Below are 14,640 nucleotides of genomic sequence, written 5' to 3'. Positions count from 1 at the left end.
TAGAGCCCACTCAACCACTGCGTCTTGCTCGACAATCCAAAGACAATTGAGAGGCTAGGACTTTTGTCCCAGCCTCTTTGTTTTTTATAAAGTTTATAAGGTCTTTTCGGTCTCACGCACCACTAACAAATCAACTTTGGCATGGCGGAGGATGTATTCAGAAGAAGAGCCGACTAGTAAACGTTCAAAAGCATTTAGACCAGTCGCCCCAACCATGATGAGATCAACTTCCTCTGCTTCAGGGATATCAGTCGCTAAGAGGACTTTTGGATTTCCCATTTCGACCACTGAAGCAATATTTTGGACACCGGCTTCTTTTGCACGTTTGATATAACCTTCTAATAGTTCATTAGCCTCTGTTTGGAATCCTTCATACATTTCGGCATCAAAACTAGAGACACTTTGTAAGGCACGTGTATCAACGACATGAGCAAGGGTAAGTTTTGAACCGTTTCGCAAGGCTACATTCACACCTTTCTCAAAAGCGAGTTCAGCTTCGCGAGATCCATCAACTGCAACCATAATGTTTTCGTATTTTTGAGACATGTTCCGTCCTCCTTTAGTGCTTGAAAACGTGAAAATGAAATGGATGAGCCCATTTATGTTACCTATAATTATATTTTAAACTTTTTAGCATAGAAAGTAAAGGTCAAATAAGCTATCTATAGGATTTCATCTAGAATGAAAGAGGTTGCTCAGTTGTACTCAAGATTAACTAGTGGTATAATGGAAGCAGTTTGATAAAGTGAGGAAAAAATCATGAAAGAATACAATAAGTCCGTCAAGCTAGAGCACGTTGCTTACGATATTCGTGGTCCAGTATTAGAAGAAGCGATGCGCATGCGGGCAAACGGGGAGAAGATCCTTCGCTTAAATACAGGAAATCCGGCTGAATTTGGTTTCACGGCTCCCGATGAAGTCATTCATGATTTGATTATGAATGCTCGGGATAGTGAAGGGTATTCAGATTCAAAAGGAATTTTTTCTGCCCGTAAGGCAATTATGCAGTATAGCCAATTGAAAAAGATTCCGAATGTTGAGATTGATGACATTTATATTGGAAATGGTGTCAGTGAGCTAATCGTGATGTCTATGCAAGGCTTGTTGGATAATGGCGATGAAGTACTTGTACCGATGCCAGACTATCCTCTATGGACAGCAGCGGTCAGCCTAGCAGGTGGTAATGCAGTGCACTATGTCTGTGATGAAGAGGCTGAGTGGTATCCTGATATTGAAGATATCAAGTCAAAAATCACTTCAAACACCAAGGCTATCGTCGTGATCAATCCCAATAACCCGACCGGGGCTCTCTATCCAGATGAGGTGTTGTTGGAAATCGTCGAGATTGCGCGCCAACATGGCTTGATTATCTTTGCGGATGAAATCTATGATCGCTTGGTCATGGATGGTGCTAAACATACAGCCATTGCCAGCCTGGCTCCAGATTTGTTCTGTGTCAGCATGAACGGTTTGTCCAAATCACACCGCATCGCGGGCTTCCGTGTGGGCTGGATGGTTTTATCTGGACCCAAACACCATGTGAAAGGCTATATCGAAGGTTTGAACATGCTCTCTAATATGCGCCTGTGTTCAAACGTCTTGGCTCAACAAGTGGTTCAGACTTCTTTGGGAGGCTACCAGTCAGTGGACGAACTCTTGCTTCCAGGTGGTCGAATCTACGAACAACGGAACTTTATCTATAAGGCCATCAATGATATTCCAGGACTCTCAGCTGTCAAACCAAAAGCCGGTCTCTATATCTTCCCTAAGATTGATCGAGAAATGTACCGAGTAGATGATGATGAGCAGTTTGTCTTGAATTTCTTAAAACAAGAAAAGGTTCTCTTGGTTCACGGACGTGGATTCAACTGGAAAGAGCCGGATCATTTCCGGATTGTTTACCTTCCTCGAGTAGAAGAATTGGCTCAAATTCAAGAGAAGATGACTCGTTTCTTAAAACAATACAAACGATAAGCAGATAGAGAGAGTGGGACAGAAATCGTTAATTCGTTAGAATTCGATTTCTTCGTCCCACCTCCGCACAGTTGAGTAGGGCTGTAAAAGCTGATGAAATCAGTGTAATAGAGCCCACTCAACTACTGCGTCTTGCTCGACAATCCAAAGACAATTGAGAGGCTGGGATTTTTGTCCCAGCCTCTTTTTTGACTGAGTGAAGCGAATATTTTGTTACATAAGGATAATTATTCTGAATTGAATAGAATTGTAGAAAAAATAAATAATTTTCAGATAATTTGATTGAAATTCCCTCGCTTATATGATATACTTTAGCTGACTATATGCGAGGTTTATTATGGCTAAATTATTAGAAAAAACGAGAAAAATTACATCTATCTTGAAGCGTTCTGAAGAACAGTTGCAAGACGAAATGCCTTACAATGCAATTGCCCGTCAACTGGCTGATATCATTCATTGTAATGCTTGTATTATTAATAGCAAGGGGACTCTCCTTGGTTATTTCATGCGTTACAAGACTAATAATGACCGGGTTGAGGCTTTTTTTGACAATAAAAAATTACCAGAAGATTATGCTAAAGCAGCTAGTTTAGTCTATGATACAGAGGCAAATTTAGATGTGGACCACGATTTAAGTATCTTTCCAGTAGAGACCAAGTCTGAATTTCCTGATGGCTTGACGACCATTGCTCCTATTCATGTATCTGGGATTCGCTTGGGATCTTTGATTATCTGGCGCAATGATAAAGAGTTTGATGACGATGATTTGATCTTGGTTGAGATTGCTAGTACAGTAGTTGGGATTCAAATGTTGAACTTCCAACGAGAGGAAGACGAGAAAAATATTCGTCGCCGTACTGCAGTCAATATGGCTGTGAACACCTTGTCCTATTCAGAATTGCGGGCAGTTTCTGCTATCCTTGGTGAATTGAAAGGAAATGAAGGACAGTTGACGGCTTCTGTGATTGCGGATCGGATTGGTATTACGCGCTCTGTGATTGTCAATGCGTTGCGGAAGCTGGAGTCAGCAGGAATTATTGAAAGTCGTTCGCTTGGGATGAAGGGAACCTACCTCAAAGTGTTGATCCCAGATATTTTTGAAGAAATTAAGAAAAGAGACTACTAATGACTAAAGCGTTAATTTCGATTGACTACACCTTTGATTTTGTAGCGGATGAAGGTAAGCTTACTGCAGGAGCTCCTGCACAAGCCATTTCTGAGAGCATTGCCCAGGTGACCCAGTGGGCCTTTGATCAAGGTGCCTATGTCTTTTTTGCTATTGATGCTCATGAAGGGAATGATCCCTTTCATCCAGAGAGCAAGCTTTTCCCACCCCATAATATCATTGGGACCAGTGGGCGGGACTTGTACGGCCCCTTAGCTGATTTTTATCAGCAACATCAAGCTGATCCACGCGTCTTTTGGATGGACAAGCGTCATTATTCTGCTTTTTCGGGAACTGACTTGGATATCCGTCTTCGAGAACGTGGCGTCGATACTGTTGTTTTGACGGGAGTCTTAACAGATATTTGTGTCCTCCATACAGCGGTTGATGCCTACAATCTTGGCTATCAGATTGAAGTGGTAGAACCGGCAGTAGCGTCGCTTACTCCTGAAAACCACCAGTTTGCTTTAAATCATTTCAAACATGTTTTGGGAGCAAAACTTGTGAATGAACAATTAGAAGAATGTTAAGAAGAGAGTTCGAGGAGAGAGGCCTAATGGCTAGCCTTCCTCGGACTCTATTTTCTTGCCAAACTACCGCATAAATACTAAAAATATGGTAAAATAGAGGGTATTGAAAAATCATCATTTCACGAAAGGAAGCAAGATGAAAATTACGCAAGAAGAGGTAACACACGTTGCCAATCTTTCAAAATTGAAATTCTCTCCAGAAGAGACAGCTGAGTTTGCGATAACCTTATCGAAGATTGTGGATATGGTGGAATTGTTGGAAGAGGTGGACACAACCGATGTGGCTCCAACAACGACCATGGCGGATCGCAAGACTGTATTGCGTCCGGATATTGCTGAAAAAGGCACTGACCGCGACCGTTTGTTTAAAAATGTACCTGAAAAAGACAATTACTACATCAAGGTGCCAGCTATCCTAGAAGATGGAGGAGATGCCTAATGTCATTCAACAATAAAACCATTGAAGAGTTGCACAATCTCCTTGTCTCTAAGGAAATTTCAGCGACAGAATTGACTCAAGCGACACTTGACGATATCAAGGCGCGTGAAGAAGCAGTCAATGCCTTTGTAACGGTAGCAGAAGAAGCAGCCCTTGCACAAGCCAAGGCCATTGACGAAAAAGGAATCGATGCAGACAACCTCCTGTCAGGGATCCCACTCGCTGTCAAAGATAACATCTCTACTGACGGCATCTTGACCACTGCGGCTTCAAAAATGCTCTACAACTACGAGCCGATCTTTGATGCGACAGCGGTTGCCAATGCCAAAGCTAAAGATATGATTGTCATCGGGAAGACCAACATGGACGAGTTTGCCATGGGTGGATCTGGTGAGACTTCTTACTATGGACCAACCAAGAATGCTTGGGACCACAGCAAGGTTCCTGGTGGATCATCTAGTGGTTCGGCAGCAGCTGTAGCTTCGGGTCAAGTCCGTTTGTCCCTTGGTTCGGATACAGGTGGTTCTATCCGCCAGCCAGCGGCTTTTAACGGGATTGTTGGACTCAAGCCTACCTATGGAACGGTTTCCCGTTTTGGTCTGATTGCTTTTGGTAGCTCATTGGATCAAATTGGTCCTTTTGCGCCAACAGTTAAGGAAAATGCCCTCTTGCTTAATGTCATTGCTAGCGAAGATGTTAAAGATTCAACTTCTGCCCCAGTACGTGTAGCAGACTATACTTCTAAGATTGGTCAAGACATCAAAGGTATGAAGATTGCCCTTCCGAAAGAATATCTTGGGGAAGGAATTGACCCAGAAGTCAAAGAAACCATCCTTAATGCGGCTAAGCACTTTGAAAAATTGGGAGCAACAGTCGAAGAAGTCAGCTTGCCTCATTCTAAATACGGGGTTGCTGTCTACTACATCATTGCTTCTTCAGAAGCATCTTCAAACTTGCAACGTTTCGATGGCATTCGTTATGGTTTCCGTGCGGAAGATGCTAAGAACTTGGACGATATCTATGTCAACACTCGTAGCCAAGGTTTTGGTGATGAGGTCAAACGCCGGATCATGCTTGGGACCTTTAGTTTGTCATCAGGTTACTACGATGCTTACTACAAGAAGGCTGGTCAAGTCCGGACCCTTATTATTCAAGACTTTGAAAAAGTCTTTGCGGATTACGATTTGATTTTAGGTCCTACAGCTCCAAGTGTAGCCTTTGATTTAGATTCACTCAGCCATGATCCGGTTGCCATGTACTTGGCGGACTTGTTGACCATCCCAGTTAACTTGGCAGGTCTACCAGGGATTTCGATTCCTGCAGGCTTTGCCCAAGGACTGCCAGTTGGTTTGCAGTTGATTGGTCCTAAGTATTCCGAAGAAACGATCTATCAAGTCGCAGCAGCTTTTGAAGCAACGACGGATTACCACAAGCAACAACCCCTTATTTTCGGAGGTGACAATTAATGAACTTTGAAACAGTCATCGGACTTGAAGTCCACGTTGAATTGAATACAAATTCAAAAATTTTCTCACCAACCTCTGCTCACTTTGGGAACGAGCAAAATGCCAATACCAATGTGATCGACTGGTCTTTCCCAGGGGTACTTCCTGTCTTGAACAAGGGTGTTGTGGATGCTGGAATCAAGACTGCCTTGGCGCTGAACATGGATATCCACCAGCACATGCACTTTGACCGTAAGAACTATTTCTATCCTGATAATCCAAAGGCCTACCAAATTTCGCAATTTGACGAGCCAATTGGTTACAACGGTTGGATTGAAGTGCAATTAGAAGACGGCTCAACCAAGAAAATCGGGATTGAACGGGCTCACTTGGAAGAAGATGCCGGTAAGAACACGCATGGAACAGACGGTTTCTCATATGTAGACCTTAACCGTCAAGGGGTGCCATTGATCGAAATCGTATCTGAAGCCGATATGCGTTCTCCTGAAGAAGCCTATGCCTATTTGACAGCTCTCAAAGAAGTGATCCAATACACAGGCATTTCTGACGTGAAGATGGAAGAAGGATCCATGCGGGTCGATGCCAACATTTCTCTACGTCCATACGGTCAAGAGGAATTTGGTACCAAGACGGAGTTGAAAAACTTGAACTCTTTCTCAAACGTCCGTAAGGGTCTTGAATATGAAGTGGAGCGTCAAGCGAAAATCTTGCGTTCAGGTGGGATCATTCGTCAAGAAACACGTCGTTACGATGAAGCCAACAAGAGCACCATCCTTATGCGGGTCAAAGAAGGGGCAGCGGATTATCGTTACTTCCCAGAACCAGACCTTCCCTTGTTTGAAATCTCAGACGAGTGGATCGAGGAAATGCGTGAGGAGTTGCCAGAATTTCCAAAAGACCGTCGGGCTCGCTATGTGGCAGAGCTTGGCTTGTCTGATTATGATGCCAACCAATTGACAGCGACTAAAGTGACCTCTGACTTCTTTGAAGCAGCGGTAGCCCTTGGTGGAGATGCTAAACAAGTGTCTAACTGGCTCCAAGGAGAAGTGGCGCAATTCTTGAATGCAGAAGGCAAAACTCTTGAAGAAATCCAATTGACACCAGAAAACTTGGTAGAAATGATTGCCATCATCGAAGATGGTACCATCTCATCTAAGATTGCCAAGAAGGTATTCGTTCATTTGGCGAAAAATGGTGGCGGTGCGCGTGAATACGTTGAAAAAGCCGGATTGGTACAGATTTCAGATCCTGAAGTCTTGATCCCAATCATCCACCAAGTCTTTGCAGACAATGAAGCAGCCGTAGCTGACTTCAAGTCAGGGAAGCGGAATGCAGATAAGGCCTTCACAGGCTTCCTTATGAAAGCAACTAAAGGCCAAGCCAACCCACAAGTAGCCCTTAAGTTACTTGCCCAAGAATTGGCAAAGTTGAAGGATAGTGAATAAAAGGAACAGGCACCTTTAGGTGTCTGTTTTTTTAGTACTTAATAAGTGGGTTAAAAATTTTTTCTATTTTCGAATGGAAAATAGTCATTTAAGATTTCAATCCATCTTGACAAAGTTTGTGAAAAGGCTTACAATGTAGTTGTCGGTTTTCCTGAAAGGGAAAAATGTAAGTTATGGAAATACAAAGGAGAAACACATGGAAACAATGAAAGCTGCCCGCTGGCATGGCAAAAAGGACGTTCGTATCGAGGAAGTGGAAGTCCCAGAAGTACAACCTCATCAAGTAAAGGTTGCGGTCAAATTCACGGGAATCTGTGGAACAGACTTGCATGAATACTTGGATGGGCCAATCTTCATTCCAACAGAAGAGCATGTTTATTCTGGTCAAAAAGCACCCGTGACCCTCGGTCATGAGTTTGCTGGAGAAATTGTTGAGGTTGGAAGCAATGTGACTCGTGTCAAAGTTGGCGATCGTGTGACAATTGAACCTATTTTGGCAAAACACAATTTAATTGGTGATTATAACCTCGATCCAAACTTGAATTTTGTCGGTCTTGCTGCAGATGGTGGTTTTGCTAAATATTGTGTTCTAGATGGAGATTTGGTCCATGTGATTCCAGATAGCTTGAGCTATGAACAAGCTGCTCTTACAGAACCTGCTGCTGTTGCCGTTTATGCAGTTCGTCAGTCTGCTTTGAAAACTGGGGATACAGCTGTTATCTTTGGTTTGGGCCCAATCGGTCTTTTGATTGTGGAAGCTCTCCGTGCAGCTGGAGCATCGAAAATTTATGCGGTTGAATTGTCTCCTGAACGCCAAGCTAAGGCTGAAGAATTGGGTGCCATTGTGGTTCGCCCAGAAGAAGGTGAATCAATCGTTGAAGCCATTCATCGTTTGACGGATGGTGGAGCGGATGTTTCTTATGAAGTGACAGGGGTTCCTGTTGTTCTTGGACAAGCTTTGGCAGCTGTGCATAAGGCTGGTGAGTGTATGGTTGTTTCTATTTGGGAACGTGAAGCCAGCATCAATCCAAATGAATTCGCTATTCAAGAAAAGACCCTCAAAGGGATTATCGCTTATCGTCACATCTTCCCTAAAGTATTGGAATTGATGGAACAAGGCTACTTCTCTGCTGAAAAATTGGTGACCAAGAAAATTAAATTGGAAAATATCGTTGAAGAAGGATTTGTTGAATTAACACAAGATAAGGCCCAAATTAAGATTTTGGTTGAGCCATGATCTACCATACATTTAGAATATAACCAGTCCATTTGGGCTGGTTTTTTTAATGAGGGAGAACAATAGAAAAAGGTAGTATAAATTACGAAAACGCTTGCATAAATAATTTTAACATGCTATACTGGTTGAACACTAATCATTTTAAGGAGACATTTATGAAACAGAAACCTTCTGTGACAGGCGATAAACAAGTCGTCTATGCGATTCGTCGATTGAAAAATGGCGTTGGTTCAGTTGCGATTGCGACAAGCTTAGCCCTATTAACAACCTTTGCTAGTCCGGTTAGTGCGGATGAAGCCATCAACACCCCTGCACAAGCCTCAGAAGTGGTGACAAGCCCTTCTAATGAAGAGGTGAGTTCTTCATCTGATGTGAAACAAGCTACGAAGACTGAGACAAGTGAAACCCCAAAAGTGGCGGATGAAAGTGTCACAGCGCCTAAAAATGTAAGCGCAGTCACTGAAGAGGTGGTATCTCCTAAGTCTGAGAAGGCAGAGGAACCGATTGCTGATCAGACTATCCGGATTCACGTGAAAAAGCTACCGGAAGAAAACAAGGAAACGCAAGGCCTTTGGACCTGGGATGATGTTGAAAAACCATCGGAAAACTGGCCGACAGGTGCCCAATCCTTTAAGGATGCAAAGACAGATGACTACGGCTATTATCTAGATGTTAAGCTTAAAAATGAGCAGGCTAAGAAGATTAGCTTCCTCATCAACAATGTTAAAGGGGACAATATCACTGGGGACAAGTCAATTGAATTGCTCTCCCCAAAAATGAATGAAGCTTGGTTGGACGACAAATTTAAAGTCTATTCTTATCAACCTCAAGCAGAGGGAACTGTCCGAGTAAATTACTACCGGACAGATGGCAACTATGACAAAAAATCTCTCTGGTATTGGGGAGATGTAAAGAATCCGAGCAGTGCCGCCTGGCCAGATGGGACAGATTTTACAGCGACAGGGAAATACGGTCGTTACATCGATATCCCCCTAAAGGAAGCTGCAAAAGAATTTGGTTTCTTATTATTGGACGAGAGCAAGTCTGGAGACGATGTGAAGATTCGACAAGAAGATTATAAATTTACTGATTTAAAGAACCATAGCCAGATCTTCTTACGGGATGATGATCCGACCGTTTACACCAACCCATACTATGTCAACGATATCCGTATGACGGGGGCTCAACATGTCGGTAAAGAAAAAATTGAAGCCAGCTTCTCGACCTTGGCTGGAGCACAGAAAGAGGAGTTGCTCAAGCGGACCAAGATCACGGATGCTCAGGGCAATCCTGTCACCATCTCGGACCTGCTTTTAGATGAGAAAGGCAAGAAAGTAACCTATACGGGGGATTTCTCACAAGTTGATCAGTCCTATACCGTTCAATACGATAATGACCGCTTTACGACCAAAATGAACTGGCGCCTCAAGGATGAAGCCTATAGCTATGATGGGACTCTCGGAGCTCATCTTCATGAAGCTGGGAAAAAAGTGGATCTCACCCTCTGGTCACCAAGTGCGGACAAAGTATCTGTTGTCGTCTATGATAAAAAGGATTCTGAAAAACTAGTTGGCCGTGTGGCTCTGGAAAAAGGGGAGCGAGGCACTTGGAAGCAGACTCTTTCAGGTGATTCAGGACTGGGAATCCAAGATTATACCGGCTATTTCTACCAGTATGAAATTGAACGCCAAGGGAAAACCTTCACAGTCCTTGATCCTTATGCCAAATCGTTGGCAGCTTGGAACAGTGAATTGGCCAAGACAGATGATGTCCATAAGGTAGCAAAAGCAGCCTTTGTTGATCCAAGTAGATTAGGTCCGAGTGACTTAACCTATGCGTCCATTCCAAACTTTAAGAAACGGGAAGATGCTATCATCTATGAAGCCCATGTCCGAGATTTCACTTCTGATCCGGCTTTGGCATCAGAGCTTAAGAGTCAATTTGGGACCTTTGCCTCCTTTGTTGAAAAATTGGATTACCTCAAAGACCTTGGTGTAACGCACATTCAACTCTTACCAGTTCTATCTTATTACCACGTCAATGAATTAAAAAACAACGAGCGCTTGTTAGAGTATGCCTCAAGCAATAGCAACTACAACTGGGGATATGATCCACAGAACTACTTTGCCTTGACAGGTATGTACTCAACCGATCCAAGCAATCCTCAAAAACGAATTGAAGAATTCAAGAATTTGGTCAATGAAATTCATAAGCGAGGAATGGGAGTGGTCCTAGACGTTGTCTATAACCATACAGCGAATGTCGACATCTTTGAAGATATCGAGCCAAATTACTACCATTTCATGGATGCGGATGGGACACCTCGGACGAGCTTTGGTGGTGGACGCTTGGGTACAACCCACTACATGTCCAAACGGGTCTTGGTCGATTCGATCAAGTATTTAGTGGATACTTACAAGGTAGACGGTTTCCGATTTGATATGATGGGCGACCATGATGCGGCCTCTATCGAAGAAGCCTACAAGGCAGCCCGGGCTCTAAACCCTAATCTGATCATGTTGGGAGAAGGCTGGGTGACCTATGCAGGTGATGAAAACAGTCCTGTACAACCAGCAGACCAATCCTGGATGAAGAAAACAGACACGGTTGCAGTATTCTCAGATGATGTTCGAAACAATCTAAAATCGGGCTATCCAAATGAGGGACAACCAGCCTTTATCACCAATGGAAAACGGAAGATTGCGACTATCTTTAAGAATCTCATCGCACAACCAACCAACTTTGAGGCAGATAGTCCCGGTGATGTTATCCAATACATTGCAGCCCATGATAATTTGACCCTCTTTGATATTATCGCTCAGTCTATCAAGAAAGATCCTAGCATTCCAGCTAATAATGCAGAGATCCATCGTCGCTTGCGTCTCGGAAATCTGCTTGTCTTGACAGCTCAAGGCACACCTTTCCTTCATTCTGGTCAAGAATATGGTCGGACCAAGCAGTTTAAGGATCCAGCTTACCGCACGCCTGTTTCTGATGACAAGGTTCCAAACAAATCTCATTTGTTGGTAGATGAAAATGGAAAACCATTTGAATACCCTTACTTTATCCATGATTCCTATGACTCAAGTGATGCCGTCAACCACTTTGATTGGGAAAAAGCAACTAATGAAGCCCTCTATCCAGAGAATACGCGTTCTCGCGCCTTCACCAAAGGATTGATTGCCCTTCGTAAGTCGACAGACGCCTTCCGCATGGATAACATGGAAGAAGTGAAGAGCCGCGTCAAGCTTTTGACGATTCCAGGTGAGAATGGAGTGGAAGAAGAGGATCAGGTGATTGGCTACCAAATCACTGCAAGCAATGGAGAAGTATACTTGGTTTTGGTCAATGCAGATACCAAGGCGCGTAACTTTGCTCTAGGAACTGACCTAGCACGCTTTAGAAATGCAGATGTTCTAGTGGATGGGGAACGTGCAGGTGTGATCAATTTGAGTGATCCAAAAGGAATTTCTTGGACAGAAACAGGGCTTCGACTAGATGCATTAACAGCAACTATCTTGCGCTTGTCTACTAAGGAAGAAGTTGAAAATCCTGTTCTCCCGGATCGTCCTGAATACCATACGCCGGTATCTCCATCTCCAAAGAAAGTCCTTCCTTCGCAAACTGCTCAACCGACGCCACAGCTTCTTGCTCAAAAGAAAGAAAATACAGAGGTTCAAGCTTTAGCTCCTCATCATGACTCCGTGTCAGTTGAAAATGGAGAAGAGGCAAGTCCAGCCCGCGCGCTTCCTCAAACAGGAGAAGCGAGATCCAACCTCACCAGCTTGGCCGAGCTTCTACTTTTAGGTAGTCTCGGGTTAGGGATGGCTAAGAAAGGGAGAAAAGAAGACTAATCTCTTCTAGATAGGCCCTTAAAAATACTTTTTAAATCCTACAGTAAATCAGCCCATTTGGGCTGATTTTTGTGTTACAATTAGGATGTAAAAAAAATCTGTGGAGGCAGCATGTCTACAACTCTAAAAGGGACTCTGATTACTTTAATAGCGGGGATTGCTTGGGGACTATCCGGAGTCAGCGGGCAATATTTAATGGTTCACGGATTTTCGGCTATTGGCTTAACAAATCTTCGTTTACTTTTTTCTGGCATTGTCCTTATTATTCTTTCCTGCCTTGCAGATAAGGAGAAGTTTTTGGCCTTTGTCAAAGATAAATCTTCCTACCTTCCGCTCCTTAATTTTGCCTTTTTAGGATTGTTATTGACTCAGCTAACCTATTTAGAGGCGATTGCAGAATCCAATGCTGGGACAGCCACTGTGTTACAGTATCTCTGTCCAGTGGGTATTTTGGCTTATACCTGTGTCAAGGATAGAGTGGCCCCTACACTAGCAGAAGTGGTTTCGATGCTTCTAGCGATTGGTGGCACATTCTTAATAGCAACACACGGTCAAGTCAACCATCTGGCCATTAATCCCAAAGGTTTGGCTTGGGGAGTGGTGTCAGCCTTTGCCTATGCCCTCTATATCATTTTACCTCTTAAATTGATTCAAAAATGGGGAAGTATGCTGGTAATTGGAGTTGGGATGGCCATTCCAGGAATCTTGATGCTCCCTTTTAGCGGTCTTCTTTCTTCTTCTGGAAACTACAGACTGGATACCTGGATGGCTCTTTTTGGTTTGGTGGTCATTGGGACGATTTTTGCCTATACAGCCTTTCTGAAAGGGACCTCTCTGGTAGGGGCTGTTAAAGGAAGCTTGCTGGCATCCTTTGAGCCGATTTCGGCGGTTTTCTTTGCCTTTGTCATTATGAAGGAACATTTCTTTATCATTGATTTTTTGGGGATGGGCATGATTCTGTTAGCAGTCCTCCTCATCACCCTAAAAGACTTCATTATTCAAAAGGAAAAAGGGATTCTATAAATAAAAGAGGCTGGGACAAAAGTCCTAGCCTCTCAATTGTCTTTGGATTGTAGAGCAAGACGCAGTGGTTGAGTGGGCTCTACTACGCTGATTTCATCAGCTTTTACAGCCCTACTCAACTGTGCGGAGGTGGGACGACGAAATCGAATTCTAACGAATTACCGATTTCTGTCCCACTCTCTTTTTACATCATTTGCCAGAAATAGTCGATGATATAGGTGAGACCGTAGGTGTAGATGACCAAAGTAATCGGCTTGCACAAAATAATAATCGTCATGTAGCGTTTGAAGGTCATATTGGTCAAACCAGCTAACATGCAGAGGAAGTCTGCAGGGCTGATGGGCCAGATCATCATGAAGATAAAGAAGCGATCGAACCGTTTGCCTTCATTGAGCCAGTTAATATACTTGTCGTAAGTCTTCTGACTGACCATAGACTGGACAAACTTAGGCCCGTACATTCTTGCGAGCTGGAAGATAATGGCACAGCCAATGACAATTCCAATGTAGTTATAAACGGTCCCAACGATGTGGCCATAGATAAAGACACCAGCGACAGATGTTAGAGCGCCGGGGATAATAGGGACCACTGTTTGAAGGATCTGAAGAAGGATAAAGAGAGGAGGTCCAAAGATTCCTGCTTGGAGAATAAAGGCCGACAAGGTTTCCTTGGATTGGAGGATACCAGCAAAGTAGGCCCAGATACAGAAAGCAAGGGTTGCAAGGGCTCCAATGATGGAGGACCAATTGATGATTTTTTGGAGGAGAGGAGAAACCTCCCTCAATTTTTTTTCTTTTGCTATCATAACGATTCCATGTATTTTTTCTTCTACTATATCATGTTTTTGATAGTTTGTAACGATTTTGTCTATTTTAGAGAACAAACCAACAGATGCTTTTTCCAATAGGGGCGATGAAGCAAGTGCAAAATACGTCCAATTATGCTACAATGAAGAGAATATAAAAAATGGAGAACAACGTGTCAATCGAAAATTACAAACCAGATTTTGCGGTGGAAGCGGCCTACGATCTCACCGTTGCAGACTTGAAAAAAGAGGGCATCAAGGCGGTCCTTGTGGATTTGGATAATACCTTGATTGCTTGGAATAATCCGGATGGAACTCCTGAAATGCGCCAGTGGTTGCATGACCTTCGTGATGGCGGGATTCGGGTCATCGTGGTGTCCAATAATAGTCCTAAACGGGTCAAACGTGCGGTTGAGAAATTTGATATTGACTATGAAGCTTGGTCACTCAAGCCCTTTACCTTTGGGATTGATCGGGCTCTCAAGCGTTTCCACTATGAGAAAAATGAAGTGGTCATGGTGGGGGATCAACTGATGACCGATATTCGGGCTGCTCATCGGGCGGGCATTCGTTCGATTTTGGTTAAGCCTTTGGTCAAGCATGATTCCATCAAGACCCAGATCAACCGAGCGCGTGAACGCCGTGTTATGAAGCAAATGGCCGAAAAATATGGTCCGATTGTATACAAAAAAGGAATTTAAG

12 protein-coding genes are annotated in these 14,640 nt (G+C 43.5%); 10 read left to right on the top strand and 2 right to left on the bottom strand.

Features of this window, described 5'->3' with window-relative positions; all coding sequences use genetic code 11:
• Positions 1-93 precede the first annotated feature (93 nt).
• On the bottom strand, positions 94-546 hold the full coding sequence (locus tag DW930_RS05360; protein WP_123159514.1) for a universal stress protein: 453 nt from the start codon (positions 544-546) through the stop codon (positions 94-96).
• A gap of 213 nt (positions 547-759) precedes the next feature.
• On the opposite strand from DW930_RS05360, the gene DW930_RS05355 reads away from it, so the two are divergent.
• The 9 genes from DW930_RS05355 to DW930_RS05315 all read left to right on the top strand — a co-directional run bounded on the left by DW930_RS05355 (position 760) and on the right by DW930_RS05315 (position 13,133).
• The gene (locus DW930_RS05355) at positions 760-1,974 is read left to right on the top strand and encodes a pyridoxal phosphate-dependent aminotransferase (RefSeq protein WP_123159513.1); all 1,215 of its coding nucleotides are present in this window, start codon (positions 760-762) and stop codon (positions 1,972-1,974) included.
• A gap of 337 nt (positions 1,975-2,311) precedes the next feature.
• On the top strand, positions 2,312-3,100 hold the full coding sequence (codY, locus tag DW930_RS05350; RefSeq protein ID WP_023024217.1) for a GTP-sensing pleiotropic transcriptional regulator CodY: 789 nt from the start codon (positions 2,312-2,314) through the stop codon (positions 3,098-3,100).
• On the top strand, positions 3,100-3,669 hold the full coding sequence (locus DW930_RS05345; RefSeq protein ID WP_023024215.1) for an isochorismatase family cysteine hydrolase: 570 nt from the start codon (positions 3,100-3,102) through the stop codon (positions 3,667-3,669). The genes codY and DW930_RS05345 overlap by 1 nt, the downstream gene beginning before the upstream one ends.
• 136 nt (positions 3,670-3,805) lie before the next feature.
• Complete coding sequence (gene gatC / locus DW930_RS05340; protein WP_117744623.1) at positions 3,806-4,108, top strand: Asp-tRNA(Asn)/Glu-tRNA(Gln) amidotransferase subunit GatC; 303 nt, start codon at positions 3,806-3,808, stop codon at positions 4,106-4,108.
• A complete protein-coding gene (gatA, locus tag DW930_RS05335) occupies positions 4,108-5,574 on the top strand; it encodes an Asp-tRNA(Asn)/Glu-tRNA(Gln) amidotransferase subunit GatA (protein WP_123159512.1) in 1,467 nt (488 codons plus the stop codon). Before gatC ends, gatA begins: the two co-directional genes overlap by 1 nt.
• Positions 5,574-7,019 carry an Asp-tRNA(Asn)/Glu-tRNA(Gln) amidotransferase subunit GatB gene (gatB, locus tag DW930_RS05330; protein WP_123159511.1) on the top strand — a complete coding sequence of 482 codons (1,446 nt, stop codon included), beginning with the start codon at positions 5,574-5,576 and terminating at the stop codon, positions 7,017-7,019. The genes gatA and gatB overlap by 1 nt, the downstream gene beginning before the upstream one ends.
• Positions 7,020-7,215: 196 nt before the next feature.
• A complete protein-coding gene (locus DW930_RS05325) occupies positions 7,216-8,256 on the top strand; it encodes a 2,3-butanediol dehydrogenase (RefSeq protein ID WP_023024207.1) in 1,041 nt (346 codons plus the stop codon).
• Between the two features lie 155 nt (positions 8,257-8,411).
• Positions 8,412-12,110: a pullulanase gene (locus DW930_RS05320; RefSeq protein WP_123159510.1), complete on the top strand. Its 3,699-nt coding sequence runs from the start codon at positions 8,412-8,414 to the stop codon at positions 12,108-12,110.
• A 111-nt stretch (positions 12,111-12,221) separates the two neighbouring features.
• Entirely contained in the window at positions 12,222-13,133 is a 912-nt protein-coding gene (locus DW930_RS05315) for a DMT family transporter (RefSeq protein WP_120701676.1), read from the top strand.
• 184 nt (positions 13,134-13,317) lie between these two features.
• Here DW930_RS05315 and DW930_RS05305 read toward each other — a convergent pair whose 3' ends face one another.
• Positions 13,318-13,938 carry a TVP38/TMEM64 family protein gene (locus tag DW930_RS05305; RefSeq protein WP_023024202.1) on the bottom strand — a complete coding sequence of 207 codons (621 nt, stop codon included), beginning with the start codon at positions 13,936-13,938 and terminating at the stop codon, positions 13,318-13,320.
• Positions 13,939-14,111: 173 nt separating this feature from the next.
• Between DW930_RS05305 and DW930_RS05300 the strand changes: the two genes are divergently transcribed.
• Complete coding sequence (locus DW930_RS05300) at positions 14,112-14,639, top strand: YqeG family HAD IIIA-type phosphatase (RefSeq protein WP_123159640.1); 528 nt, start codon at positions 14,112-14,114, stop codon at positions 14,637-14,639.
• The last annotated feature ends 1 nt before the right edge of the window (position 14,640 follow it).

Source organism: Streptococcus sp. AM43-2AT (assembly GCF_003603405.1).
In the GTDB taxonomy this organism is placed as follows: Bacteria; Bacillota; Bacilli; order Lactobacillales; family Streptococcaceae; genus Streptococcus; species Streptococcus ilei.
Note: the sequence above shows the minus strand (reverse complement) of the source record. Positions and strands in the feature narration are given on the sequence as shown.

What these genes read in the sequence shown, in the direction of transcription:
- gatB (WP_123159511.1), top strand. Translation starts at nt 5,574, where the DNA reads ATGAACTTTGAAACAGTCATCGGACTTGAAGTCCACGTTGAATTGAAT.
- codY (WP_023024217.1), top strand. Translation starts at nt 2,312, where the DNA reads ATGGCTAAATTATTAGAAAAAACGAGAAAAATTACATCTATCTTGAAG.
- gatC (WP_117744623.1), top strand. Translation starts at nt 3,806, where the DNA reads ATGAAAATTACGCAAGAAGAGGTAACACACGTTGCCAATCTTTCAAAA.
- DW930_RS05325 (WP_023024207.1), top strand. Translation starts at nt 7,216, where the DNA reads ATGGAAACAATGAAAGCTGCCCGCTGGCATGGCAAAAAGGACGTTCGT.
- DW930_RS05345 (WP_023024215.1), top strand. Translation starts at nt 3,100, where the DNA reads ATGACTAAAGCGTTAATTTCGATTGACTACACCTTTGATTTTGTAGCG.
- gatA (WP_123159512.1), top strand. Translation starts at nt 4,108, where the DNA reads ATGTCATTCAACAATAAAACCATTGAAGAGTTGCACAATCTCCTTGTC.
- DW930_RS05360 (WP_123159514.1), bottom strand. Translation starts at nt 546, where the DNA reads ATGTCTCAAAAATACGAAAACATTATGGTTGCAGTTGATGGATCTCGC.
- DW930_RS05320 (WP_123159510.1), top strand. Translation starts at nt 8,412, where the DNA reads ATGAAACAGAAACCTTCTGTGACAGGCGATAAACAAGTCGTCTATGCG.
- DW930_RS05355 (WP_123159513.1), top strand. Translation starts at nt 760, where the DNA reads ATGAAAGAATACAATAAGTCCGTCAAGCTAGAGCACGTTGCTTACGAT.
- DW930_RS05315 (WP_120701676.1), top strand. Translation starts at nt 12,222, where the DNA reads ATGTCTACAACTCTAAAAGGGACTCTGATTACTTTAATAGCGGGGATT.
- DW930_RS05305 (WP_023024202.1), bottom strand. Translation starts at nt 13,938, where the DNA reads ATGATAGCAAAAGAAAAAAAATTGAGGGAGGTTTCTCCTCTCCTCCAA.